This window comes from Mycobacterium sp. NGS45 (assembly GCF_059812645.1).
Genome location: NZ_JCALDB010000008.1, coordinates 35,851 through 61,313 on the forward strand (window position 1 = coordinate 35,851; position 25,463 = coordinate 61,313).

The 25,463-nt window shown below is 67.8% G+C and carries 19 protein-coding genes; 8 read left to right on the plus strand and 11 right to left on the minus strand.

Features of this window, described 5'->3' with window-relative positions:
- Nucleotides 1-2: 2 nt before the first annotated feature.
- Together AC5Y3P_RS09250 and AC5Y3P_RS09255 are read left to right on the plus strand one after the other, a co-directional pair.
- Nucleotides 3-1,097, plus strand: coding sequence for an NADH:flavin oxidoreductase (locus tag AC5Y3P_RS09250; RefSeq protein ID WP_500045609.1), 1,095 nt, complete (start codon nt 3-5; stop codon nt 1,095-1,097).
- A 107-nt stretch (nt 1,098-1,204) separates the two neighbouring features.
- Nucleotides 1,205-2,668 carry a protein adenylyltransferase SelO gene (locus AC5Y3P_RS09255; RefSeq protein WP_500045610.1) on the plus strand — a complete coding sequence of 488 codons (1,464 nt, stop codon included), beginning with the start codon at nt 1,205-1,207 and terminating at the stop codon, nt 2,666-2,668.
- Between the two features lie 18 nt (nt 2,669-2,686).
- Here the strand turns inward: AC5Y3P_RS09255 and AC5Y3P_RS09260 are convergent, their stop codons facing one another.
- On the minus strand, nt 2,687-3,631 hold the full coding sequence (locus AC5Y3P_RS09260) for an aldo/keto reductase (RefSeq protein ID WP_500045611.1): 945 nt from the start codon (nt 3,629-3,631) through the stop codon (nt 2,687-2,689).
- A gap of 126 nt (nt 3,632-3,757) precedes the next feature.
- Here AC5Y3P_RS09260 and AC5Y3P_RS09265 point away from each other — a divergent pair, with 126 nt between their 5' ends.
- Complete coding sequence (locus AC5Y3P_RS09265) at nt 3,758-4,648, plus strand: SDR family NAD(P)-dependent oxidoreductase (RefSeq protein WP_500045612.1); 891 nt, start codon at nt 3,758-3,760, stop codon at nt 4,646-4,648.
- Between the two features lie 19 nt (nt 4,649-4,667).
- Here the strand turns inward: AC5Y3P_RS09265 and AC5Y3P_RS09270 are convergent, their stop codons facing one another.
- Nucleotides 4,668-5,504: an SDR family oxidoreductase gene (locus AC5Y3P_RS09270; RefSeq protein ID WP_500045613.1), complete on the minus strand. Its 837-nt coding sequence runs from the start codon at nt 5,502-5,504 to the stop codon at nt 4,668-4,670.
- A gap of 125 nt (nt 5,505-5,629) precedes the next feature.
- Here AC5Y3P_RS09270 and AC5Y3P_RS09275 point away from each other — a divergent pair, with 125 nt between their 5' ends.
- A complete protein-coding gene (locus AC5Y3P_RS09275; protein ID WP_500045614.1) occupies nt 5,630-6,589 on the plus strand; it encodes an aminoglycoside phosphotransferase family protein in 960 nt (319 codons plus the stop codon).
- A 16-nt stretch (nt 6,590-6,605) separates the two neighbouring features.
- On the opposite strand, the gene AC5Y3P_RS09280 is transcribed toward AC5Y3P_RS09275, so the two are convergent.
- The 6 genes from AC5Y3P_RS09280 to AC5Y3P_RS09305 all read right to left on the minus strand — a co-directional run bounded on the left by AC5Y3P_RS09280 (nt 6,606) and on the right by AC5Y3P_RS09305 (nt 14,561).
- The gene (locus AC5Y3P_RS09280; protein ID WP_500045615.1) at nt 6,606-7,856 is read right to left on the minus strand and encodes an acyl-CoA dehydrogenase family protein; all 1,251 of its coding nucleotides are present in this window, start codon (nt 7,854-7,856) and stop codon (nt 6,606-6,608) included.
- Between the two features lie 44 nt (nt 7,857-7,900).
- Nucleotides 7,901-9,214, minus strand: a complete 1,314-nt coding sequence (locus AC5Y3P_RS09285) for an NtaA/DmoA family FMN-dependent monooxygenase (protein WP_500045616.1) — start codon at nt 9,212-9,214, stop codon at nt 7,901-7,903.
- Between the two features lie 2 nt (nt 9,215-9,216).
- Nucleotides 9,217-10,845: an ABC transporter substrate-binding protein gene (locus AC5Y3P_RS09290; RefSeq protein WP_500045617.1), complete on the minus strand. Its 1,629-nt coding sequence runs from the start codon at nt 10,843-10,845 to the stop codon at nt 9,217-9,219.
- A gap of 90 nt (nt 10,846-10,935) precedes the next feature.
- Nucleotides 10,936-12,618: a dipeptide ABC transporter ATP-binding protein gene (locus tag AC5Y3P_RS09295; RefSeq protein WP_500045618.1), complete on the minus strand. Its 1,683-nt coding sequence runs from the start codon at nt 12,616-12,618 to the stop codon at nt 10,936-10,938.
- Nucleotides 12,619-13,482 (minus strand): ABC transporter permease, encoded by an 864-nt coding sequence (locus AC5Y3P_RS09300; RefSeq protein WP_500045619.1) that lies wholly within the window; start codon nt 13,480-13,482, stop codon nt 12,619-12,621. It lies immediately after the preceding gene.
- Complete coding sequence (locus AC5Y3P_RS09305) at nt 13,479-14,561, minus strand: ABC transporter permease (RefSeq protein WP_500045620.1); 1,083 nt, start codon at nt 14,559-14,561, stop codon at nt 13,479-13,481. Before AC5Y3P_RS09305 ends, AC5Y3P_RS09300 begins: the two co-directional genes overlap by 4 nt.
- 182 nt (nt 14,562-14,743) lie before the next feature.
- On the opposite strand from AC5Y3P_RS09305, the gene AC5Y3P_RS09310 reads away from it, so the two are divergent.
- Nucleotides 14,744-16,186, plus strand: coding sequence for a cytochrome P450 (locus AC5Y3P_RS09310; RefSeq protein ID WP_500045621.1), 1,443 nt, complete (start codon nt 14,744-14,746; stop codon nt 16,184-16,186).
- Here AC5Y3P_RS09310 and adhP read toward each other — a convergent pair.
- The gene (adhP, locus tag AC5Y3P_RS09315; RefSeq protein ID WP_500045622.1) at nt 16,177-17,208 is read right to left on the minus strand and encodes an alcohol dehydrogenase AdhP; all 1,032 of its coding nucleotides are present in this window, start codon (nt 17,206-17,208) and stop codon (nt 16,177-16,179) included. The genes AC5Y3P_RS09310 and adhP overlap by 10 nt on opposite strands.
- A gap of 182 nt (nt 17,209-17,390) precedes the next feature.
- Here adhP and AC5Y3P_RS09320 point away from each other — a divergent pair, with 182 nt between their 5' ends.
- Entirely contained in the window at nt 17,391-19,430 is a 2,040-nt protein-coding gene (locus AC5Y3P_RS09320; protein WP_500045623.1) for a toprim domain-containing protein, read from the plus strand.
- 9 nt (nt 19,431-19,439) lie between these two features.
- Nucleotides 19,440-21,575 carry a DNA gyrase subunit A gene (locus AC5Y3P_RS09325; RefSeq protein WP_500045624.1) on the plus strand — a complete coding sequence of 712 codons (2,136 nt, stop codon included), beginning with the start codon at nt 19,440-19,442 and terminating at the stop codon, nt 21,573-21,575.
- A gap of 65 nt (nt 21,576-21,640) precedes the next feature.
- Here AC5Y3P_RS09325 and AC5Y3P_RS09330 read toward each other — a convergent pair whose 3' ends face one another.
- Entirely contained in the window at nt 21,641-23,818 is a 2,178-nt protein-coding gene (locus tag AC5Y3P_RS09330; protein ID WP_500045625.1) for a molybdopterin-containing oxidoreductase family protein, read from the minus strand.
- A 298-nt stretch (nt 23,819-24,116) separates the two neighbouring features.
- On the opposite strand from AC5Y3P_RS09330, the gene AC5Y3P_RS09335 reads away from it, so the two are divergent.
- Nucleotides 24,117-25,022 (plus strand): serine hydrolase, encoded by a 906-nt coding sequence (locus tag AC5Y3P_RS09335; RefSeq protein ID WP_500045626.1) that lies wholly within the window; start codon nt 24,117-24,119, stop codon nt 25,020-25,022.
- A gap of 9 nt (nt 25,023-25,031) precedes the next feature.
- Here the strand turns inward: AC5Y3P_RS09335 and AC5Y3P_RS09340 are convergent, their stop codons facing one another.
- Nucleotides 25,032-25,241 (minus strand): hypothetical protein, encoded by a 210-nt coding sequence (locus tag AC5Y3P_RS09340; RefSeq protein WP_500045627.1) that lies wholly within the window; start codon nt 25,239-25,241, stop codon nt 25,032-25,034.
- Nucleotides 25,242-25,463: the final 222 nt, after the last annotated feature.

Genomic DNA, 25,463 nt, shown 5'->3' on the forward strand with positions numbered 1-25,463 from the left:
TCGTGCCGCTCCAAGACTTGTTTCAGCCGTTCACCGTCGGCTCGCTGACCGTCCCGAACCGGTTCGCCATGGCGCCGATGACGCGCCAAGCCTCCCCCGGCGGGGTCCCCGGTGCTGACGTCGCCGAGTACTACCGCCGGCGCGCGGCAGGCGGGGTGGGCCTGATCATCACCGAAGGCATTCGACTACCGGATCCCGCCGCCGGCTATCCGGACAGCATCCCGACGTTGGTCGGTGACGACGTGCTCGCCGGTTGGCGACGCGTGACACAAGCCGTCCACGACGAAGGCGCGACCATCGCCGCCCAGCTGTGGCATCAGGGCGCCGAACGCAGCGACGACGACGGCGTGGTCGTGGTGAGTCCGTCCGGTGTCGACGGGCTGGGCCGGGCCAAGGGGCGGGCAATCGAGCGCGACGAGTTGCCCCAACTGGCTGAGCTCTACGCGCGCAGCGCGGCCACCGCCCGCGACCTCGGTTTCGACGCCGTCGAACTGCACGGCGCGCACGGTTATCTACTCGATGAATTCCTCTGGGCCAGAACCAATCTGCGGACTGACGAATACGGCGGATCGCTGCAGGGACGGACCCGATTCCCGGCCGAGGTGGTGGCCGCCGTCCGCGCCGCCGTCGGACCGGACTACCCGATCATCTTCCGGTTCTCGCAGTGGAAGGGCAGCGATTACACCGCCTCGATCGCCAACGACCCCGCCGAGCTACAGGAAATCCTGGCTCCGCTGGCGGCCGCGGGTGTCGACGTGTTCCATCCGTCGACCCGGCGCCACTACCTGCCGGCGTTCCCGGATCAGCACCCCGAGTTGAGCCTGGCCGGGTGGACCAAGAAGGTCACCGGTGTGCCGGTGATCACCGTCGGCTCAGTGGGTTTGGAGACCCAGTTCCGCAGTGAGAAGCGCGGCCAGGTGATTGCGCCGGCCCCGGTCGACCGGCTGGTCGAACAGTTCGACGCCGGCGAGTTCGACCTGGTGGCGCTCGGCCGGGCCTTGCTCGCCGACCCGGGCTGGGTTAATCGGCTGCGCGACGACGAGCTCGACCAGTTCGGCGGGTACGACCCGGAAGTCGCGCTGGCGGCGCTGGCCTGAGCCGGCCCGGCGCATTCATCTAGAACTCAGGTAGACGAAGTGCGAGTGCGCACCTACCTGGTGTACAACTCGATCGACGTGCAAAGCCAACTCCGTAGGGTGGAGGTATGAGCGTCGCACCGATCAAACCCATCGCCCTGGGCAGCTGGTTTGCGCGCGACCTGCCGGAAATGGCAGTCCCGTCGCAGGGCGCTGTCCCAGCCGCCCCGAAGCTGCTGATCCTCAACGAGGAACTGGCCGCCGACCTGGACCTGGACACCGACTGGTTACGCACCCCGGCCGGGTTGGGCTTCCTGGTCGGCGCCGACGTGCCCGAACCTTCCACCCCGGTGGCGCAGGCCTACGCCGGGCACCAGTTCGGCGGGTTCGTCCCCCGCCTCGGCGACGGACGGGCGTTGCTGGTCGGTGAGCTGGAGGACACCGCGGGCAGGGTGCGCGACCTGCATTTGAAGGGTTCGGGCCGGACCCCGTTCGCGCGCGGCGGCGACGGCCTGGCCGCGGTCGGCCCGATGCTGCGTGAGTACCTGGTCAGCGAGGCCATGTACGCACTCGGGGTGCCCACCACGCGGTCGCTGGCCGTGATCGCCACCGGGCAACCGGTGCGCCGCGAGACGGTGCTGCCCGGCGCGGTCCTGGCCCGCGTCGCGAGCAGCCACCTGCGGGTGGGTAGCTTCCAGTTCGCGGCCGCGACCGGCGACGAAGCCCTGCTGCGCCGGCTCGCCGACCACGCCATCGCCCGGCACGCCCCGCCCGCCGCGCAGGCAGCGAACCCCTATCTGGCGTTGTTCGAGGCCACGATCGCCGTTCAGGCTCGACTGATCGCGCAGTGGATGCTGGTCGGCTTCATCCACGGCGTGATGAACACCGACAACATGACGATCTCCGGGGAAACCATCGACTACGGTCCGTGCGCGTTCATGGACGTCTACGACCCGGCGACGGTGTTCAGTTCGATCGACCACGGCGGCCGTTACGCGTTCGGCAACCAACCCGGCATCGGGCTGTGGAACCTGGCCCGGTTCGCCGAGGCATTGCTGCCGTTGCTGGCCGACGACACCGACGAGGCCATCAGCGTGGCGACGCAGGCCCTCGACGGGTACCGCGGCCAGTACGAGGCAGCGCGGACCGCCGGGATGCTGGCCAAACTCGGTTTGTCGGCCGACGCCGACGCCGAGCAGGTCACGCCGTTGATCGAGGAACTGCTGGCCCAACTGATGCAAAGCCACGTGGACTTCACCTCGTTCTTCCGCCAGCTCGGCCGTGCGGCAGCCGGCGATCTGGAGCCCGCGCGCGGTGTGTTCATCGACCTCGCGGCCTTCGACGACTGGTTGAACCGTTGGCGCGCTTTGCATCCCGATCCCGACCTGATGGATCGGGTCAACCCGGTCTACATTCCGCGTAACCATCTGGTGGAGCAGGCGCTGACCGCCGCCACTGACGGCGACCTCGCGCCGTTCGAGCAGCTGTTGGCCGCAGTGACCGACCCCTACGTCGAACGCCCAAGTCTGGAACGTTACGCCGAACCGGCACCGGAATCGTTCGGCCCGTATCAAACCTTCTGCGGCACTTGAGTTTCTGACCTCCCGGCTTCACGCGAAGGCGCGGGATGCCGCCTCCAGGGTGTCGAGTTCGTCGTCATCGAGTTCTACTTCGGTGGCCGCCAACAGATCCGGCAGCTGCTCGGTGGTCCGCGCGCTGGCCAGCAGCGCGGTGACCCCGGGCCGGGTCAGCAACCACGCCAGCGCCGTCGTCGTCACCGAGATGGACCGGCCCGCTGCCACTTGGTCCAGCACGTCGAGCACGGCGAACCCGTCCAGCGTCAGATACGACGCCAGCATTCGGCTGCGCGCCGCGCCCTCGGCGTCCTGCACTGACCGGTACTTGCCGGACAGGAAGCCCGACGCCAACGACGCGTACGGGAAGACCGCCAATCCGTGTTCGGCGGCCACCGGCGCATAGTTCTGCTCGTAATCCTTGCGGTGCACCAGGTTGTAATGCGGCTGCAGCGCAACCGGAACCGCCAACCCCTCGGCCTGCGCGATCCGGATCCACTCCCGAGTCCGCTCCGGCGTCACGTTCGATAAGGCGATGTGGCGAACCTTGCCGGCTCGCACCAAAGCGTCGAAACCCCCGGCGATCTCGGCCAGCGGAACGCTGTCGTCGTCGGTGTGCGCGTAGTACAGGTCGATGTAATCGGTCTGCAGTCGCTGCAGTGACGCGTCGGCTGCCGCGGCCAGGTTCGCCGGCGCCAGCCCCTGGAAGTCCGGGTGTCCCCCGACCTTGGTCGCGATCACCATCGCATCCCGATTGCCGCGTTCGCGCATCCAGTTGCCGATGATCGTTTCGGATTCGCCCCCGCTGTGGCCCGGAACCCAGTACGAGTACATGTCGGCGGTGTCGAGGAAGTTGCCGCCGGCCGCCGTGTACGCGTCGAGCACCTGCCGGGATTCTGCCTCGTCAGACGTCCACCCGAAGGTGTTCGCACCGAGGCAGAGCGCAGAGATTTCGATACCGGAGTTGCCGAGGGTGCGCATAGGGTCCTTTCGCGTGACGCGGTGCGGGATCAGTGAGGTCAAGGCATAACCAATACCGGCCACGGTAACCGCCGACCGGTTCGCGCAGTCGATCGGTGCTGCCCCTGCGTGGCTATCCTGGTCGTCGTGACGATTCCGTGGTCGCCGAGCCGCCTCGGCCAGTTGACAGGCAAGCGCATCATCGTGACCGGAGCGACCAACGGCGTCGGGCTGGGTACGGCACGGGCGCTGGCCCAGGCCGGGGCGCACGTGATCCTCGCGGTGCGCAACACCGAACTGGGGCGGCAACGCGCGGCCGAGATCGGCGGCTCCACCGAGGTGGTCAAGCTCGACCTCGCGGATTTGTCCTCGGTGCGCGCGTTCCCGGATCTGCTCGACGACGACGTCGACATCCTGATCAACAACGCCGGTGCGCTCTTCGATTCACGCAAGGACACCGTCGACGGGTTCGAGCTGACGTTGGGCACCAACCTGCTCGGCCCATTCGCACTCACGAACCTGCTGTTGCCGCGGATCCGGTCGCAGATCATCAACGTCGGCTCCGATGCGCACCGCGGCGCGAAGCTGCATCTGGACGACCTGCACCTGCGTCGGCACAAGTGGACCACGATGGGCGCCTATGCCCAGTCGAAGCTGACCGTGATGCTGTGGGGCCTCGAACTCGACCGCCGACTGCGGGCCGCCGACTCGCCGATCGTCACCCACCTGACCCATCCGGGATGGGTGGCGTCGAACCTGTCGCAGGTGTCCGACAAGCCGGTGTTGGCGTTGGCGCACAAAGCGGTTCATGCGGTCGCCAGCCGGGTGGCCAATGACATCGACGCGGGTGCAGCGCCGACGCTGTACTGCATCAGTGAGCCGATTCCGCCGGGCAGCTACGTCGGCGTCAGCGGTCGACTGGGCCTGCGTGGCGGGCCGGTGCTGATCGGCCGATCGGTTCTCGCCTGCGACTACCGGGTCGCCGCACAGGTGGTCGAGTTCGCCGAATCCGAAACTGGCACTGTGCTTTCGGTGTAGCCGGCCAATCAGAGCCGGTTCAGTAGATGTAGTTCTCGCCGCTCGCGCGTACCGTGACGTCACTGAGGTTGATCCCCCACGGCTGATCGATCACATGCACCACAGCATTCGCCAGATCGTCGGGGGTGATCAACCAGTAGTCGACGGAGTCGACATCGGTCTGTCCCGGCCGCAGCGACCCGTTGACGAAATTACCGACGTTCTCGGCGAACTCGGCGCCATGCTGACCGGCAAGCCGCATGATCGCGGTCTCGTTGACGATCCAGCTGGCCAGATTGGTGCCCAACACACCGGTCGGTTTCACCGTCGTCACCTTGATCTTGCCCTGCGCCTCGACCCGCAGCGAATCCGACAGCGCCGTCACCGCGGCCTTGGTCGCGCTGTACACCCCGGAGCCTTCGATGCCCCCGTTGCCGTAGATCGATGAGATGTTGACCACCTGGCCACGGCCCTGCGCCATCATCTGGTCGTAGACCGCCGAGATGCCGTTCACCACGCCCTTGACGTTGATGTCGATCGCCTTGTGCCACTTCTCCCAGGCCCGCTCGTGGTCAGCGAAGAACGCCAGCGGCATCACCCCGGCGTTGTTCACCAGCACGTCGATCGCGCCATAGGTGTCCAGCGCGTGCTGAGCGGCGGCCTTGACCTGCCCCATGTCGGTCACGTCGGCCGTCTGAGCGGTGGCTTCGAAACCCGCGGCCCGGATGCCCTCGATGACCTCGTTCAGACCTTCCGCGTTGATGTCCACGCCCACCACCCGGGCGCCGCCGGCCGCGCACTTCTCCGAGATCAGCCTTCCGAAACCACTACCGGCGCCGGTGACGATGGTGACCTTGCCGTTCAGATGCTGCGACATTTGTGCCTCTCCCATTCGAGCCTCGACCGGGAGAGGTTAGCCGAGATGGCGAGGTTGCACCGGCGCTACCTGCCAAACCGGATTGCTACCGTGGGTACGCGTACTCGATCCGTCGGATACCCCACATGATGCTGACAGCCACCGAAATCTCCGCACGCACCGCACGAGCGGTGACCGCGGCGACCGCCGCGGGCCAACACCTCGGGCTCCAGGTGAAAGATCCGCGGGTGCTGCACGACGTGTTCTCGGTCGTCGTTCACCTGTCGCCCAGCCCCGTCGTCGTCCGCGTTCCCACCGTGCTGCCGACTTCCTACGCGAGCGCGCCGGAAATCCAGACCGCGCAACAGCGTTCCGAGCTGGCCGTGACGGGATGGCTCGCCGACCACGGGCACCCCGTGGTGCCACCGAGTCCGCTGGTACCCCGCGAACCCGTTGCCCGCGATGGGTTCTCGATGACGTTCTGGCAGTTCGTCGAGGAGGTTCCGGGCGGCGAGCCGGCGGACCTGCCGACCCGCGTCGCACAGATCGCACGGATGCACGCCGCGCTGCGCAGCTACCCCGGCGACGACCTCGGTCTCTGGGCACCGTTCGGCACGTACATCCCGGCGGGTCTGTCCGCGCTGCAGCATTTGCCCGACCTGCTGGCTCCCGCCGATCTGCAACGGGCGCAACGTGAGTGGGAGGTCATCGCCCCGGTTCTGACCTCCCACGCGCAGTTCGCGTCGACCTTCCCCGGCGTCGACCTGCAACCCATCCACGGCGACGCCCCCTACGCCAACATGATCAACACCCCGCACGGCGAGTTGTGGTCTGACTTCGAACTGGTCACGTGGGGCGCCGTCGAGTCCGATCTGGCGTTGGTGGGTCCCGCGGGTGTGGCTGCCTACGACACCGCCGCCGCCTCGTTGGGGCTGCGGCCCGTCCACGCCGGCGTCCTGCAGGTCACCGAGGCGGCGGCCCGGCTCGGGATGATCGCGGCTCTGTCGATGGCGCCCGAGCTACCGATGCTGGTCGACGCCCTGCGCCCGATGATCGACCAATGGCGCGAGAGCCCCCCGATCACCGCCATCGAAGGATCGCCTTAGACCCGTCGCGGGACGGTCAGAAGAACCCTTCGCGCGGCAACGCGGTCCCATTGACGACGTGGTCGCCGATCACCCGCGCTTTGTACGGTGTCGGGTTGTGCGAGAACAGCGTCCGTAGGTTGCGCCAGTGCCGATCCAGCTGCGCCGAGGCCCGGGTCGCCGATGCGCCGCCGACGGCGAACAGATCGCCGGCTGCCTTCAGGGCCAACGCCTCGATCCCCACCTTGGTCTTGGCAGCCAGCAGCGACGCCTGCTCTTCGAGCGCGTCGTCGGAACGCCCGTGCCGGTAGGCGAAATCGGCGGCGAGGTCTTGCGCGTCGGCGGCGGCCAGCACGGTGGATTCCGCAACGAACACCGCTGACGCCAACTCGCCGACGATCTCGAGCAACTGCGGGTCGTGCACCGGGGAGTCGCTGACCGCCCAGCTGTAGGTGCGTTTGCGGCTGCGCAGCAGTTCGGCGGCGTCCGCGGCCACCGCGTGCAAGATCCCGGCCGCGATCGCGTGCAGGATCAACTGCGGCTGGGACTGCCGCGGGCGGCCCTCCAGACCCAACTCCAGCGGGATCACTTCATCGGCGGCGATGCGCACCCCGGTCAGCACCGTGGTGCCGCTCCCGGTCTCGGCCTGCCCGAATCCGTCCCAGTCGTCCAGCAGGTCGACGCCGGCCCGGTCTGCCGGGAACACCACGACCACCTGCCCGCCGTCGGGATCGTTGACCCCGATCCGCAGATAGTCCGCGTACAGACTGCCGGTGCTGTAGAACTTGCGGCCGTCCAGCCGGAAGCCGTCCCCGTCGGGCGTCAGGCGGGTCTCGTAGTTGCGCACCCCCACCGTGCGGTCGTTGAGTTCGGTGTTCGAGCCGCCGTAGATGGCGCCGTCGAGGATGTTGCCAAGCCAGTCCCGGTCGGCCTCGCTGTGCCGCAGCCGGACCCGGTCCTCGGTGAAACCCCAATGCACGCGCAGGATGTGCGGCACGTCCGGATCGGCCTGGCCGAGCCGGATCACCAGCCGGTACCAGTCGCGCTTGGAGTAGCCGCCGCCGCCGAGTTCGGCCGGCACCCGCACCGCGCCGAGTCGGTGGGTGCGCGCCAGCCGCAGCGCCAGATCGGGCCGCCCGCCGCCTTCGGCCCGACGCCGCGCGGCGTCGTCGGCGATCTGCGCGATGATCGCGTCCAACTCGGCCGAATCGATTGCCGGCGGCCGCACGGCAGTGTCGTTGCGTCCGGCGTTCGTCCGGGAGTCGTGGGCCAGCTGCAGATGTGCCATGTGATTTCCTTGCCTTCGGGGACCTTCGGTGTGGGTGGAGCCGATCACCAGTACGGGCGCGCCAAGCCCAGGTGGTCGCGCAATGTGGTGCCGTCATACTTGCGGCGGAACAGCCCGCGCTCCTGCAGGATCGGGACCACCTCGTCGACGAACAGCGGCAAGCTCTCCTCGATCACGTCGAACATCAGGTTGAAGCCGTCGACCAGACCGGTGCGGAACCACTGCTCGAAGGTGTCGGCGACGGTGCCCGGCGACCCGACGATGGTGAGGTGCCCGGAGCCGTCGCGCAGCAGTTCGCGCAGCGGCTTGCCGGACTCGGCCAGCGCCACGATCGAACGGATGAAGCCCTCGGAGTTCACCTGTTTGCGTTGCTCGAGGTCCACCCGATGCAGCGGAAGCGGTGCGTCGAGGCTCAGCTCGTCAGGATCAAGTCCCAACCGGCCCGCGAGATACTGTCGGCCACTGAGTGATCCGTCGACCCCGTCGAGTTCGTCGCGCCGGCGCGCGGCTTCCTCGTCGGTGGCCGCCAGGGTCAGCGCGGCACCCGGCAGCACGATCACCGGGTCGCGGCCGGACGCGCGCGCCGCACCGAACGCGGCCAGCCTCGCCCGGTAGTCGCGCGCCGCGTCGAGGGTCATTGCCGAGACGAACACGGCGTCGGCGTGCCGGTTGGCCAACTCCAGACCGTCGTCGGAGGCACCGGCCTGGAAGACCACCGGGGTGCCCTGTTCCGACGGTGGGACGGTGGAACCGCCGTGCACCCGGAAGAACTCGCCGGTGTGCGCGGTCTCGGTGACTGAGCCCGGCGCCGCGAACACGCCGGCTGCCTTGTCGGCGACGATCGCGTCCGGCGACCAGGTGCGCCACAGTGCCTGCACCACGTCGGCGAATTCCTTCGCCCGGGCGTAACGCTGAGTCTTCTCCGGGATTTCATCGAGCCCGAAGTTGGCGGCGATGCGCGGATTGTGGTTGGTCACGATGTTCCACCCGGCCCGCCCGTGTGACACCCGATCCAGGCTCTGGATCGAACGGGCCAGGTTGTAGGGGTGGTGCCAGGTGGTCGACACCGTGGCGACCAGACCCACCGACTCGGTGTGCGCGGCCGCGGCGGTCAATGCGATCACCGGGTCGAGTCGGGCTGCGCCGGCGTTGGTCTGCCAGTCCGGTTCCAGCGCCTGCTGGTCGGGCAGGAAGAACGCGTCGAACAGGCCCCGCTCGGCTTCCTGGGCCAGCCGCACGTAGTACTCGCCGGTGGCTGCGGCCGTCGGGTCGATGCCGGGCTGCCGCCACGCCGACCGGTAAGTGCCGAGGCCGGGGGCGTTCAAGCCGAAGTGCAGTTGTCGTTCCGGTCCGGCCATGGTCAGCTCTTCCAGGTCAGGTAAAGCCAAGGGTGGCTTTGGGTTTGGGTGAATCCGTGCACCGAGGCGTTGGACACGAAGGTCTGCGTGCGTTCGATCAGCGGCAGCACGTAGGCCTGGTCGAGGACATACTGCGCCAGGTCCACCGCGGCGGTGTGCCGCTGCGCTTCGTCTTGCGGGGTGCCGTAGAGCACGTTCTGCGCCAGGCCCTCGAGCTTGGTGTCGCTGCCCTGCAGCTTGAACACGTCGGCGCCGTCGGCGCGCACCGCGTTGGCCAACGACCACGCCGCCTCGTGGTTGACGCTCTGGTAGATCAAGCCGATGTCCGGACTCTTCGCGGCGTTGGGGTAGTCCGCCCAATCAGCCTGGCGTAGTTCCAGTTCGACGCCGACGTTCTTCAACTGCTGCTGCAGGAACTCGAAGGTGGACCCGGCACCGACGTTGTACACGTCGATCAGCGCCACCAGTTTGAGTGGTTGCCCGGCGGCGTTGTGGCGGACCCCGTCCGGGCCCAGCGGCCAGCCCGCCTGATCGAGCAACTCGCCGGCTTTGGCCGCATCGTAGGCGATCTGTGCGCTCTGGTCGACGTAATCGACTCCGGCGCTGCCGAATACACCCGATGCAGCCTTGTAGTTCGGGGCGTAGACGGTGTCGATCAGCTTCTGCTTGTCGACAGCCAGGATCAGCGCTTTGCGGACGTTCACGTCTTGCAGGTGCGGCGCGTTGCTGCGCAGCACCAGCAGATAGGTGCCTTGGTCGCCGTAGGACTGCGTGATCACTTGCAGTCCTGAGTCTTCGGCGGCCTGCTGCGAGCTGGGGTCGACGTAGTGGATCAGGTCGCCTTGGCCCGACTCCAGGCTGCCCAGCCGCACACTGTCTTCGGTGACCCCGATGGTGGTGAACCCGTCCAGGTAGGCCTCGCCCTGGTTGGACACTCCTTCCGGTGCCCAGGCGTAGCCTTCGCGGCGGATGAGGTTGACCTCGTCGAGGGTGCCGTCCTGGATGACGAACGGCCCGCTGCCGACCAGGTGGGTGGCGACGTTTTGGCCTTCGGCGTCCTGCTCGAAGTACGACGACGAGACCAACCCCGACGTCGGTGCCTCGGCCAGGACGGTCAGGAAGTACGCGTAGGGCTTCTCGAGTTGGACGGTGACGGTGTTGGTGTCGTTGTCTGCGGTGATGGTGTCGACTTCCGGCCAGGATGCGTGTTTGACGTTGCCTTTGTCGTCACCGAAGACCCGGAACTGGAAGTTCTGCTTGACGTTCTCGGCGTCCAGCGGGGAGCCGTCACTGTAGGTGACGCCGTCGCGCAGCTCGAAGGTGTAGGTCAGACCGTCCGCGCTGGTGGTCCACGACTTCGCGATCCACGGCTTGAGCGTGGTGCCGTCGGGGTCGCGCCACACCAGGCGGTCGAACACATTGTTGGCGATCGGTTGGGCTTGGTACCAGTTCAGGTCGGACAACCGGAACGACTTGATCGGTTGGTAGTCGAGGTAGGTCAGGTGCCCGCCGCGCTGCGGCTCTCCGGTCGCGGTGGCGGGGGCGCGGTCAGCTCCGCTGCCGCACCCGGCCAGCAGCACGATGCCGGCGGCCAAGGCCGCCACGGTCTTTCGGATGGGCCGAATCGGCACGGTAGGAGATCCCTTCTGGTACGCGGGCCACAGCCCGCAGCGTGCGTCGTTGTCGTACTGGTCGATGGATCGGGGTTCGGTGGCTCGTTCTCACCCGCCGGCGGCGTACTCCAGCACGGGCTGGCGCGCAGGTCGGTCGGTGCGGCCGCCCGGGATCGACGCGAGCAGGTTGACCGTGTAGGGATGGGTCGGCGCGGCGAACAGTTCCCGGGTGCTCTTCGACTCCACCAACCGGCCCTGCTCGAGCACCGAGACGTGAGTGGCGATCTGCCGCACCAGGCCCAGGTCGTGCGAGATGAACACGTAGGTGAGGTGCTGAGCCTGCTGCAGTTCGAGCAGCAACTCGATGATCCGCGCCTGCACGGTCACGTCGAGTGCCGACGTCGGCTCGTCGAGCACCAGGATGCGCGGTGCCAGGGCCAGTGCCCGGGCGATCGCCACCCGTTGCCGTTGCCCGCCGGAGATCTCCAGCGGTCGGCGGGTGAGGAATTCGCCGGACAGCCCCACCTGGCCCAGGATCTGGTGCACCGCGTCCTTGCGGTCGGCCCGGTCATGCAGGTCGTGGATGTCGAGCGGTTCCCGCACGATCTGTTCGACGGTGAACCGCGGATCCAACGCCGAGAGCGCGTTCTGGTAGACCAGTTGCAGCTGGCGGGCGTTCGAGTTGGTGTCGCTCGGTCGGGGCGGCAGACGGCGCCCGAGGACGTCGACCTCACCTGCGCGGTAGTCGGTCAGTCCGGCCAGTACCCGCGCCAATGTGGTTTTGCCGGAACCGGATTCGCCGACGACGGCGTGGATGGTCCCGGCGGCGATGGTCAAGCTGAGGTCCTCGATGGCCGGCGGGTTCGCGGCGGCCCGGCCACGCCCGGGGTACACCTTGGTCAGGTGGCGGATCTCGATGGCCGCTTCGGCGGGATCTCTGCTTTCACGGCCGGGGTACCGGTTGCGCCCCGTTGCCAGGCCGGGGGCATCGGCGATGAGCTGCTGGGTGTAGCCGGTCCGGGGTCGGCGCAGGATCTCGGGTGTCGGGCCGACCTCTGCGATCCGGCCGCCGTTGAGCACCACCACCGAATCGCTGCGGTCGTGCGCCACACCGAGGTCGTGCGTGATGAGCAGGATCCCGAGGTGCAGTTCGGCTTGCAGTTCGGCGATCAGGTCCAAGATGACGGCTTGCACGGTCACGTCCAGCGCCGAGGTGGGCTCGTCGGCGATGAGCAGCTTGGGATGGCCGGCGATCGCGGCGGCGATCAAGACCCGCTGCAGTTGTCCGCCGGACAGTTCGTGGGGATAGCAGTCGGCTTTGTTGCGTGCGTCGCGGATGCCGACCCGGTCCAACAGCGCGACCGCTTCGTCGTGCGCGGCACGCCGAGCCAGGCCGCGGTGCAGCGACAGCGAGCGGGCGACGAGCGCGCCCACCTTCTCGAGCGGGTCCAGCGAACCCACCGGGTCCTGCGGAATGTAGGCCAGCAGCCGGCCGTGGCGGGTCCGCCACGCGCGCGCACCGAGTCCGACGACGGACGTGCCGTCCAGCCGCGCCTGTCCGGAGGTGATGCGGCCGTTGGCCGGGAGCAGGCCGGCGACGGCTTGGGCGATGGTGCTCTTGCCCGAACCCGATTCCCCCACCAGGGCCACCGTCTGGCCGGCCGCCACGCTGAACGTGACGTCGTGCACGACGGCGCTGAACTCGCGGGAGTCCCGGCGCCGGTACCCGACGCTCAGTTCGTCGAGGTCCAGCAGCGGCTGCGGTGGCTGCGCTGTGATGACAGCGGTCATCTAACCGACCTTCCTACGCACGAGCTGACTGATCCGGCTGATCGCCAGCACCGAGAAGACGATCGCCGCGGCCGGGTAGAGCAGCAGACCGGGTGCGGCGATGATGTACTTGCGCCCCTCCGAAACCAGCCGTCCCCATTCGGGTTCCGGCGGCGGTGCGCCGTATCCCAGATAGCTCAGTGCGGCGATCCACAAGATCGCCGAACCGAACTGCAACGCCGACAACGCGATCACCGAACCGTACGAATTCGGCAGCACGTGCCTGATCAGAACTCGCAGTCGGCCCGCCCCCAAATGCCCTGCGGCCTCGACGAACTGCAGGTTACGCACGGTGAGCACTTCGGAACGCATCAGTCGGGTGAACGTCGCGATGCTCGCAACCCCGACGGCGACGGCCGCGCTCAGCTGCCCGAACCCGAGAGCGACGACCACCACCATCGACAGCAGCAGACCGGGGATGGACAGCAGCACGTCCACGATCCGGCCGATCACGGTGTCGGTCACCCGACCGAAGTAGGCCCCCACCAGGCCCAGGACGACGCCGGCGGCCAACCCGATGGACACCGCGATCAACGACCCCGACAAGGTGCGGCTGGTGCCGTAGACGATTCTCGAGTACAGATCGCGGCCCAGATAGTCGGTGCCCAGCCAGTGTTCGGCCGAGGCCGGCAGGAAGGATTTGCCGACCTCCTCCAGCGGCCCGTAGGTGGTGACCAGGCCCGGCAACAGCACGCAGACGAGCAGCCCGGCGACCCAGAGCACGGCCAGCAGATCACCGGCGCGGACCTCGCGGACGGCGTTGCGCCACCGCGCTGTTCGCACCGGGCGGGCATCGGTTTCCGGTGCTGCCAGCAGGGCGGTCACGCTGACTGCTCCGAACGTTGCCAAACCAGCCGCGGCGCGGCACCGAACACCCGTCGCTGCGGTGTGAATACCGACCGCTTGTCCACGCGCGGGTCGATCAGCGGATACATCAGGTCGGTCAGCAGGTTGATCAGGGTGAAGATGGCCGCGACCAACACCGTGATGAACAGCACCACCGGGCTGTCCTGGTAGGTGACGGCCTGCTCGGTCTCCCAGCCGATGCCGCGTCGGTTGAAGATGATCTCGGTGATGACCGAGCCGGCCAACAGTTCCGCGGCGGTCAGACCCAGCAGGGTCACGGCCGGGATGGCGGCGTTCTTGAGGATGTGCCGGCCGACGATCAGCGGCAGCGGGTTGCCTTGCGCCCGCAGGGTCGCGACGAACGGTGCATGCGCGGACTTCTCCAGGCCCTGGATGAGCACCTGAGCGATGGGGGCGCAGACCGCGAGCGCCAACGTCAGCGCCGGCAAGACCAGGGAGCGCAGACCTTCGTCCCGGATGCTCGACACCCACCCCAGTTGGAAGGAGAAGAAGTACAGCAACAGCAGCCCGGTGACGAACGTCGGGACGGACAGGAACAGGCCCGGCAGCGCGTGGAAGAACGAACGCACCGCCTGGCCGGGCGCGAACACCGCCGCCAACGCGATCGCGGTGGACAGCACCAGCGAGATGACGAACGCCAGCAACGCCAGCTGCAGGGTCGAGGGCAAGGCGGCGTAGATCATCTCGTCGACGGGCCGGCCGGTGCGCAGCGAATACCCGAAGTCGCCCTGCAAGATCCGGCCGGTGTAGGCCAGGAACTGCTCGAGCAGACTCTTGTCCAGGCCGTAGTAGGCCAGCAGTTTCTGCGCGTCGTCGGCCGGCAGCGGGCTGTCCGGATTCTCGATGCGGGACCGGATCGGGTCACCGGGCAGCACGTAGAGCACCGCGAAGACCAGCACATAGGTGAGCCCGATCACCAGCAGCGCCTGCAAGGTGCGCCGCCAGACGTAACCGGGGTCGATGCGCGCCAGGGCGCCGGTGGGCACGCGAGCATCACCGTCGCCGGTCCGCTGAGCGTCGTCGTCCACCAAGAGCACGTCAGCGATCATCACGGCCAGCGCCGCGCAAACGGAGAGCTTCGTGCTACGGGATCGTCGTAGCGATCCTTAACAGTACGGCGCCGCACCGGCACCGGTCGTTGACACCTTCGCGCACAACGAGCACGCTTTGATGGCAGATGTCGCGGGCAACCGCAGCACTCTCCGGATCGGGAGGGCAGATGACGACTTTGGTCAGCCGCTTGACGTCCCCGGTGAACACCCACCGACTACAAACGCTCGGTGCCGCGCTCACGTCCGGATTTCCCAGCAGTGAACACCCACTGGCCACGCCGCCGGCCGGGTCGGGTCTCGAGCCGGTGATGGGCAACTACGGCTTTCCGGTGCTCGGCCACATCTTGAGTTCGCTGGCCGACCCGTTGGAGTTCGCGCGGCGCAGGTACGACAAGTACGGGCCGGTGTCGTGGGCCGGCGGTGTCGGGTTCCGCGTGGTCAGCCTGCTGGGACCCGAGGCGTTGGAACTTGCCTGGGTCAACAAGGACAAGGTCTTCTCCAGTGAGCGCGGGTGGGCGCCGGTCATCGGCCCGTTCTTTCACCGCGGCCTGATGCTGCTGGACTTCGAGGAGCATCGCGACCACCGGCGCATCATGCAGCAGTCGTTCACCCGCAGCGCGCTCGATGGCTACCTCGCGCTCATGCTGCCCAGCATCGACCGCGCACTCGCCAATTGGTCGTCGGCGCCACGCTTTCCGTTCTACCCCGCGATCAAGCACCTACTGCTCGAACAAGCCGCCGAGGTATTCGTCGGGACCACGCTCGGTCCGGAAGCCGACCAGTTGTCGACGGATTTCCATGCCACCGTCCGCGGCGGGCAAGCCATGCTGCGGGCAGACGTGCCCGGCGGTGTGTGGGCGCGCGGACTGCGCGCCCGGGAGCGCCTCGAGCGGTACTTCGCCGACCAGATCCCGGTGCGCCGGCGCAGCGCCGGAGCCGATCTGTTCTCGATGCTGTGTCGCAGCCAAGACGACGACGGCGCCACGTTCAGCGACGCCGACATCGTCAACCACATGATCTTCCTGCTGATGGCCGCGCACGACACCACCGCCATCGCGCTGTCGATGCTCACCTACGAGCTCGGCCGAAATCGTCAGTGGCAGGACGCGCTTCGCGAGGAGGCGCTGGATCAACCGAACGACGCCCCCAATCTTCTCGACCTCGACGCCTACCCGTTGCTGGACGCCGCCTTCAAGGAGGCGCTTCGGATGTACGCGCCGGCCGGCAGCCTGTTTCGGCAAACCCTGAGAGACACCGAGATACTCGGCCATTTCGTACCGCGCAAGGCGCAGGTGGCGATCGGGGTGCATGCCTCGATGCGACTCGCCGACTGGTGGCCCAACCCCGACACGTTCGACCCGAACCGGTTCATCGACAACCCGCAAGCGCACGCGACCGTCAGCCGATATGCGTTCGCGCCGTTCGGCGGTGGCGCGCACAAGTGCATTGGTCAGCAATTCGCCGGCATGACCGTCAAAACCACGATGCACCAACTGCTTCGACGGTTCACCTGGAAGGTGCCGGACGGCTACCGACCGCAATTGACCTGGGGCACCGGACCGACCCCGGCCGATGACCTGCCTATCGAACTGCGCCGCCGCTACCGGTAGTCGATCACCACCCGGCCGTCGATCTCGCCGCGTTCCATCCGCGCGAACACGTCGTTGATCTCGTCGAGTGCGGCCGTCTCGACGGCGGGCTTGATCAGACCGCGAGCGTAGAAGTCCAGGGCCTCGGCCATGTCCTGGCGGCTGCCGACGATGGAGCCCCGGATCGTCAGGCCCTTGAGCACGATGTCGAAGATCGGCGCCGGGAAGTCGCCGGGCGGCAGACCGACGAACACGATGGTGCCGCCGCGCCGGGCCAACCCGACGGCCTGGCCGAAGGCCTGCGGATGCACCGCGGTCACCAACACTCCGTGCACACCGCCGGTGGCCCGTTGCACCTCGTCGACCACGTCGGCGGTGGTCGCGTTGACCGTGATCTCGGCGCCCAACTCGGTGGCCAGTGCGAGTTTGGCGTCGTCGATGTCGATGGCGACCACTCGCAGACCCATCGCCCGGGCGTACTGCACGGCCACGTGACCCAGCCCGCCGATACCGGAGATGGCCACCCACTGGCCGGGCCGGGTGTCGGTGACCTTCAGGCCCTTGTAGACGGTGACGCCGGCGCACAAGATCGGCGCCACCTCGACCGGGTCGAGTCCGTCCGGGATCCGCGCCGCGTAGGCCGCGTTGACCAGCATGTACGCACCGAAGCTGCCGTTGACCGAGTAACCGCCGTTCTGCTGCTTCTCGCACAGCGTCTCCCAGCCGGTGCGGCAGTACTCGCAGCTGCCGCACGCCGACCACAGCCAGGCGTTGCCGACCTTGTCGCCGATCTCGAGGTCGTCGACGCCGGGGCCGAGCGCCACCACCGTGCCGTAGCCCTCGTGGCCGGGGATGAACGGCGGGCTGGGTTTCACCGGCCAATCGCCGTGTGCGGCGTGTAGATCGGTGTGGCAGACTCCGGACGTCTCGAGTTTGACCAGAGCCTCGCCGCGTCCGGGCACCGGCAAGCCCATCTCGGTGATTTGCAGCGGATCGCCGAATCCTGTGACGACAGCCGCTTTCATCGTCTCGTTGTGAGTCATTTCTCCATCCAAGCCGACCTTGACCTGCGCGTCTTCGGAATCCGGATGCCCGGGGCCAGGGGTTCGGCGTCGATCGGATTACAACCGGCCGGACCCACCGACACGCCTGGGGAAAGATGTCACCTGGGGCGTTTACCATTCCTGCGGCAGCTTTGCCCGGCAATCGATGGAAAGGACGAGCAGTGAGTTACACCGCCGCGGACATCACCGAGCTCGACGATGTCCAGCACACACGCCTGCGGCCGGCGGTGAACCTTGGTCTGGACGTCCTGAACACGGCGTTGCGCGAACTGATCGACAACGCGATCGAAGAGGTGGCGGTACCCAGCCACGGCGGGTCCACCGTCACGATCACCTTGCACGCCGACGGTTCGGTCAGCGTCGCCGACGACGGCCGGGGCCTACCCGTCGACACCGACCCGACGACCAAGAAGAACGGCATCGTCAAAACGCTGGGCACCGCTCGGGCCGGCGGCAAGTTCTCCGCGCACACCGACGCCGCCAGCACGGGCGCGGGCCTCAACGGCATCGGTGCGGCCGCGGCGGTCTTCATCTCCGCGCGCACTGACGTGACGGTGCGCCGGGCCGGCAAGACCTACCAGCAATGCTTCGGCCGCGGCTACCCTGGCACCTTCGAGGGCAAGGAGTTCGACCCCGACGCCCCGTTCACCCGCGCCGACACCCAGAACCTGCGCGGCGTCAACAACCGCAAGCCCGATGCGCATGGCACCACGGTGCGGATCCTGTTCGACCCGGCTGTGGTGCCGGACTCCACCGCCGACATCGGCGAGGTCCTGCTGCGCGCGCACGCCTCGGCGCGGATGTCTCCCGGCGTGCACCTGATCGTCGTCGACGAGGGCTGGCCCGGCGAGGAGATCCCGCCGGCACTGCTCGAGCCGTTCAGCGGGCCGTGGGGCAGCGACACCCTGCTGGACCTGATGTGCACCGCGGCCGGTGCTCCGCAGCCCGAGGTACGCGCCGTGGTGGAGGGTCGCGGTGAGTACACCACCGGCCGTGGCCCCACCCCGTTTCGGTGGTCGCTCACCGCGGGTCCGGCCGAACCGGCCACGGTCGCCGCGTTCTGCAACACCGTGCGCACCCCGAACGGCGGATCGCATCTGACCGCCGCGATCAAAGGCATGTCCGAGGCGTTGGCCGACCGCGCGTCCCGGATCCGCGACCTGGGCTTGGCCAAAGGCGAAAATGGCCCCGAACCACAGGATTTCGCTGCGGTCACCGCCCTGGCCGTCGACACTCGCGCACCCGACGTGGCGTGGGATTCGCAGGCCAAGACTGCGGTGTCCTCACGTTCGTTGAACATGGCGATGGCACCGGATGTGGCGCGAAGCGTCACCATCTGGGCGGCCAACCCGGCCAACGCCGACGCCGTCTCGCTGTGGACCAAGCTGGCCTTGGAGTCGGCGCGCGCGCGACGCAGCGCCGAGGGGGCCAAGGCCCGCGCCCGCGCGGCGTCCAAGGCCAAGGGTCTGGGCACCAATCTGTCGCTGCCGCCGAAGCTGCTGCCCAGCCGCGAGACCGGGCGCGGTTCGGGCGCCGAATTGTTCCTGTGCGAGGGCGATTCGGCGTTGGGCACCATCAAGGCTGCTCGCGACGCCACCTTCCAGGCCGCGTTCCCGCTGAAGGGCAAGCCGCCCAACGTGTACGGGTACACGGTGAACAAGGCGCGCGCCAAGGACGAGTTCGACGCGATCGAACGCATCCTGGGGTGCGGTGTGCGCGACCAGTGCGATCCGGAACTGTGCCGCTACGACCGGATCCTGTTCGCCTCCGACGCCGACCCCGACGGCGGGAACATCAACTCGAGTTTGATCTCGATGTTCTTGGACTTCTACCGACCGTTGGTCGAAGCCGGGATGGTCTACGTGACGCTGCCCCCGCTGTTCGTGGTCAAGGACAGTGGCGGCACCGAACGGATCTACTGCCAGGACGAGTCCGAGCGCGACGCCGCCGTCGCCCGGCTCAAGGAGACCTCCAAGCGCAGGGTGGAGGTGCAGCGCAACAAGGGTCTGGGCGAGATGGACGCCGATGACTTCTGGAACACCGTGCTGGATCCAGCGCGCCGCACCGTGATTCGGGTGCATTCGGACATCCGCGAGAAGAAGCTGCACCACACCTTGTTCGGCGGACCACCCGAGGGCCGGCGCACCTGGATGGCCGAAGTTGCCGCCCAGGTCGACACCGCGGCGCTGGACCTGACGTAGGAAACGACTGTGACTGCCACCCTGGATGTTCCGGAGCAGAACCCGGACCTGGTGCTCGACCAGAGCGCCGATGACTACTGGAATCAGTACCAGCTGACGTTCGCGCTCTACAGCGTCAGCGACCGCGCCATCCCGTCGGCGTACGACGGACTCAAGCCCGGTCAGCGGCGTCTGCTCTACCAGATGCACGAGTCGAAACTGCTGCCCGGCAACAAACCGCAGAAGTCCTCGAAGATCTGCTCTGCGGTGACCGGCAACCTGCACCCCCACGGTGGCGCATCGATGTACGGGGCCGCAGCACTGATGGCCGCGGAGTTCCAACGCGTCAAGGTCATTGACGGACAAGGTGCATTCCCCCGCATTCAGGGCGACATCCCGGCCGCGGACCGCTACACCGAGATGCGGTTGTCGGCTCCGGGTGCGGCGCTGACTGCCGAACTCGACGACCACGCGGTGCCGATGGTCGACACCTTCGACGGCGAGTGGACCGAACCGGTGATGCTGCCGGCCCAGTGGCCGGTACTGCTGTGCAACGGTGCGGTCGGCATCGCCGAAGGGTGGGCCACCAAGGTGCCCGCGCACAACCCGCGCGAAGTGCTGGCCGCATGCCGCGCCCTGTTGAAGACCCCCAACATGACCGATGACCGGTTGGTCAAACTCATTCCCGGGCCCGATTGGGGGTCCGGAGCCAGCGTCGTCGGGACGGCCGGCCTGCGTGAGTACATCACCACCGGCCGTGGGCATTTCACGGTGCGCGGCACGATCGGTGTGGAGGGCAAGAACTGCATCATCACCGAACTTCCGCCCGGGGTCGCCAGCAACACCGTGCAGGACCGGATCCGGGCGCTGGTCGAATCCGGTGAACTGTCGGGCGTGGCGGACATGTCGGATCTGACCGACCGGCGCAACGGTCTGCGCATCGTCGTCACTGCCAAGCGCGGCCACAGCGCCGAACAGATCCGCGAGCAGTTGCTGGCTTTGACTCCGTTGGAGTCCACGTTCGCGGCCAGCCTGGTGGCGCTCGACGAGAATCGGGTGCCGCGCTGGTGGTCGGTGCGGGAGTTGATCCGGGCCTTCCTGTCGCTGCGCGATTCGGTCGTGTTGCACCGCAGTGAGTACCGACTGGAGAAGGTCACCGCGCGCCGCCACCTGGTGGCCGGCCTGATGACCATCCACCTAGACATCGATGCCGCAGTGGCGGTGATCCGTGGCTCCGACACCGTCGACGACGCCCGCCAGGGACTGCAGGAGCGGTTCGGCATCGATGCGGTGCAGGCCGATTACGTTCTGGCGCTGCAACTTCGACGGCTCACCAGACTCGACGTGATCGAGCTGCAGAAAGAAGCCGAAAGGCTGGACGCCGAGTTCGCCGCGCTCACCGAACTGGTCGGCGACCCGGAGGCCCGCAAGAAGGTCATCGACCAGGAGCTGGTGGAGACCGCGAAGCTGTTCAAAGGTCCGGAGTTCGACCGCCGCACCGTGCTGGACTTCGAGGCCTCCCCGGTGGTCAGCGCCGAGCAGGACGGCCCGCGCGAGAAGAAGGTAAACACAGCCTGGCGGCTGGATGACCGCGGCGTGTTCTCCGACAGCCACGGCGAGTTGCTCACCTCAGGGCTGGGCTGGGCGGTGTGGACCGACGGCCGGATCAAGTTCACCACCGGCAACGGGCTGCCGTTCAAGATCCGCGACATCCCGGTGGCCCCGGACATCACCGGCCTGTTCGCCTCGGGTGTGTTGCCGCCGGGCTACCACCTGGCGCTGGTGACCCGGCGCGGCAAGATCCTGCGCATCGATCCCGAGTCGGTGAACCCGCAGGGCGTGGCCGGCAACGGGGTGGCGGGGGTGAAGCTCGGCGCCGACGGCGACGAAGTGGTCGCCGCGCTGCCGGTGTCCTGCGGCAACGGTGAGGCCATCTTGTCGATTGCCGAAAAGAGTTGGAAGGTCACCGAAGTCGCCGACATCCCGGTGAAGGGCCGCGGTGGAGCCGGGGTCGGGTTCCATCCGTTCATCAAGGGTGAGGACGCGCTGCTGGCGGCGACCATTTCGGCGACTGGCTACGTGCGCGGTAAGCGGGCCGTGCGCGCGGAAAACCGCGCGAAGGCGTCGATCACGGGTTCCGGCGCGGACGTCGTCCCGGCGTCCTAGCGGTTCGAGCGGGGTGCACCGGTCGCCGAGGAGGTTCCTCACGGATGACGCGTCCGCTCGTCGGCTCAGATCCGTTCGATCCCGACGTAGCACGAGCCGAGCGTGGCGGTCTGCGAGAGCGGGTCGATCCGTCGGCCGTCCACCAGCAGGTTGCGGTTGACGCCGAACGATTCCGGTGCGGCGCCGCCTCGGGGATCGAAGACGCGGGAGCCCCAGCCGTGGTCGATGAGCACCAAACCGCGGCGCGGCCGATCGGACAGGGTCGCTGACAGGCGCAGTTCCCCGACGGCCGAGAACACCCGCACCTGGTCACCTTCGCCGATGCCGAGCGCCTCGGCGTCGGCGGTGTTGATGACCACCTCACTGCGTTTGCCTGAACGGTGCAGACCGGGCAACTCGTTGAGCCACGAGTTCATCGAGTGCCGGTTTCGCCGGTTGCCGAGTTCGAACGGGAACCCTTCTGGCGCAGTTGGTATCGGTTCGGCCAGCAATTGCCGGGTGCGCTCCAGGAACTCGGGCGGTGCGGCATGGACCAATCTGTCGTCGGTGCGTAGCGCTGCCTTGAAGTGCCCGTATTCGGGTGGGCCGAGGACCAGGCCATGCGGGTGGTCGAGCAGGTCACGCCAGGTGAGCTTTCGGCCGTTCACCCTTCTCGACATCTTGACCACCAGCCGGTCGATCCAGTGCGGCCCGAAGGCCAACGCCGGCCGGCCCGTGATCGCGGCGAGTCGCCGCGTCGCCTTGATGAACGCGTTGAGGCCTTTGATGCCGAACAGTGGTCGGCGCATGGCGAGTGCCAGGTCGGTGAAGATCTGCCATTCCTGGCGGGCCTGCGGCGGCGGGGACACCACTTTGGCGCCGTACTGCACGAACGGTTCGTCGTGCATGTTGCTGGTGAACGCCAGCAGGTCGTCGCGTTCGAGCCAGTGCACCGCCGGCAGCAACCAGTGCGCGTGCCGATGGCTTTCGCGTTGTACCAGGTCGATGACGACCAACAGGTCGAGCTGAGCGAACGCGCGGTCGAGTTTCGCACCGTCGGGCCCCGAGACCACCGGGTTGCCGCAGTTGATCAGCATCGCCTTGATCTGCCCCGGCCCGGGAGTGGTGATCTCGTCGGGCAACTCCGCCAGCGCATGCGCACCGGCCACCATCGGGCGGCCGGCAACCCGACTGAGGTGCGGTTTGGTCGAGGCCAGTTCGGCCAGTTTGAGCGCGTCGAAGTAGCCGGGCTCGAACCGCCGCCCGCCCGGACGATCCATCCGGCCGGTCACCACGTTGAGCACCTGGCCCAACCATTCACCCACCGTGCCACCGGCATGCAGGGAGACACCCGTTCGGGTCACCACCATGGCACGTTCGGCGCCGGCGAAATCCCGTGCGACCGTTTCGATCACGTCGGGCTCGATCCCGCAGCGGGAGGCCAGGTCTTCGAGGTCGGCGTCGGCAACGAGTCGACGCAGATCGTCGACGCCAGACGCCAACTCGATGCAGTCCCGGCGATGTCCGAGACCTTCGGTCAGGATCACTTTCAAGATCGCCAGCAGCAGCGCCCAGTCGGTGCCGGGACGCACCGCCAGGTGCAGGTCGGCCTTGTCGGCGGACTCGGTGCGCATCGGATCGACGACCACGATGCGCGCGCCGGCCTGCTGGCGGCGCAGCGCGCGGCGCCAGCCCGCGGGCACGGTTTCGAGCCAATTCCAGGCGCTCACCGCAGGATTGGCGCCGACCAGCAAGAAGTAGTCGCAGTGGTCGACGTCGGACACCGGGATCATCAATGATGAGCCGTACATGGCTTCGGCGACCACGTGCACGGCGTTCTGGTCCACCGAGCCGACCGCGTAGCGACTGCCGGTCCCCACCGCGTCCATCCAGGCGTTCATGAACACCACGTTCGACGACGAATGCCCGGACGGGTTGCCGTAGTAGGCACCGATCGCGTCGGGGCCGTCGGCGTCGATCAGGGCGTTCATCCGATCCGCGATGTCGCGGACCGCCACCTCCCACGATTCCTCGACGTAGGAGTCCCCGACCCGGCGCATCGGCCGCAGGATGCGGCGCGGGTGCTGCACCGTTTGGTGCGCGTTGCGGCCCTTGGCACAGAAGTCCTGCCAACTGTGCGGGTTCTGCTTGTCCGCAGAAATCTTGTGCACCCGGTTGCCCACCACGGTGACCTCGAGCCCACACGAGGCCAGGCAGGTGCGGCAGAAGGTGTACGCGGTTCTCGCCGACGGTTCTCCCGTCATTCGTCCACACTGCCACACCGGTTACATTTTGTCTCCGGACTGTAACGATGGTTTCGGGGTGTGCCCCGGGTATGTCGCCGGCCTGGCAGGACCGCCGCCTTCGACTATCGACTCAAGTGTTCATGTCCGGGGTCGATGATCGCCGTCGTCGAACGCAAGAACGGGCACCCAGGGCAGGAGTTCGTGGTGACGCGGAAGCCGTTTAGTCTTAGTCGGCACAGGGAACAACCCGAACCGGCGGACGACCGGCGAAGGGCGCTTTGAGCCGTCCCCCTGGGAAGCACTTCGGAGGAGACCTATGCGGCGGCAGCAGCGCCGGTCGATGATCGGCGGGATGGCGACGTTCTGCGTGGCAACACTGCTCGTCAGTGGTTGCGCAGCCCGGGCCGACGGCGCACCTCCAGAGGATGCAGCGCAGGCAACCGTGGCCGCTCCCCAAGCCCCAGTGTCACCGATGCCCGAGGCACCACTGGTCGACGCCGACGCCCGCGTCCGTCAAGCCACCGCCGCCGCCGCCGAATCCGGCGCCGACGTCAGCGTCGCCGTGCTGGACCGCAACACCGGGCAAGCCGTCTCCAGCGGAGCCGACACGCCGTTCCCGATCGCGTCGGTGGTCAAGGTGTTCATCGCCGATGACCTGCTGCTGCAGGAGGCGGAAGGCAAGATCACCTTGTCGGCCGCCGACCTCGACGCACTGGGCTTGATGCTGCGCTCCTCGGACGACGGTGCGGCCCAGACCTTTTGGGACCAGAGCGGGCAGAACGCGGCGATCGAGCGAATCGTTGCCCGGTACCGGCTGTCCGGCACGTCGGCACCGTGGAACGGGCACTGGGACGTCACGACGAGCACCGCCAACGATCTGGTCCGGTACTACGACATGCTGTTGAACGGCGGCGGCGGCCTGCCGGCCGAGAAGGCCGACTTCATCATCGGCAACCTGGCCAGGTTCACCCCGACCGGTCTCGACGGCTACCCGCAGCGGTTCGGCATCCCCGACGGACTCTCCGGCGAGCGGGTCGCGGTCAAGCAGGGCTGGTTCTGCTGCTGGAACGGCGGCAACCAGTTGCACGTCTCCACCGGCGTGATCGGAGCCGACCGTCGCTACGTGATGGCGATCAGTTCACTGCAACCGACCAGCGAAGCGGCGGCGCGCGAGACCCTGACGCAGACGGTCAGGACGATGTTCCCGGGCGGCAAGATCTGACCGGACGGGTCAGCCCTTGCGCAGCCGCCTCTTGTTGGCAGACACGCGGCGCTGATAGATGCTGACCGCTTGCTTGGTGGCCCGGTCACTCTTGCCGGTAGCGGCGGCCGACGCGATCGCGATCTGGCTGTCGGTCAGCGCCTTCACCTTTTCGCTGACCATCAGCACGGCCTCGCGCTGAGCCGCCGCGCCACCGGCTGCCAACTTGAGCAGCCGCATGGCGATGACCTGTTGGAATCCCACGCGAGTTGAGTTCCTGCCGCGGCCAGCGCTAGTCCCGGCCAGGCCGACGTGCTGCGCCGACGTGTGGCCGACTTGCGTCGTGCCGTGGTCGTCTTGCGTCTGGTCGACGTCGTCTTACGGGTTGCCATCATTTCGCCTCGGTCGCCAGGCTAGCGAAACCGGCTGTGGCGCAGGGTCGCGCGCCGAAGACTTTCTGCG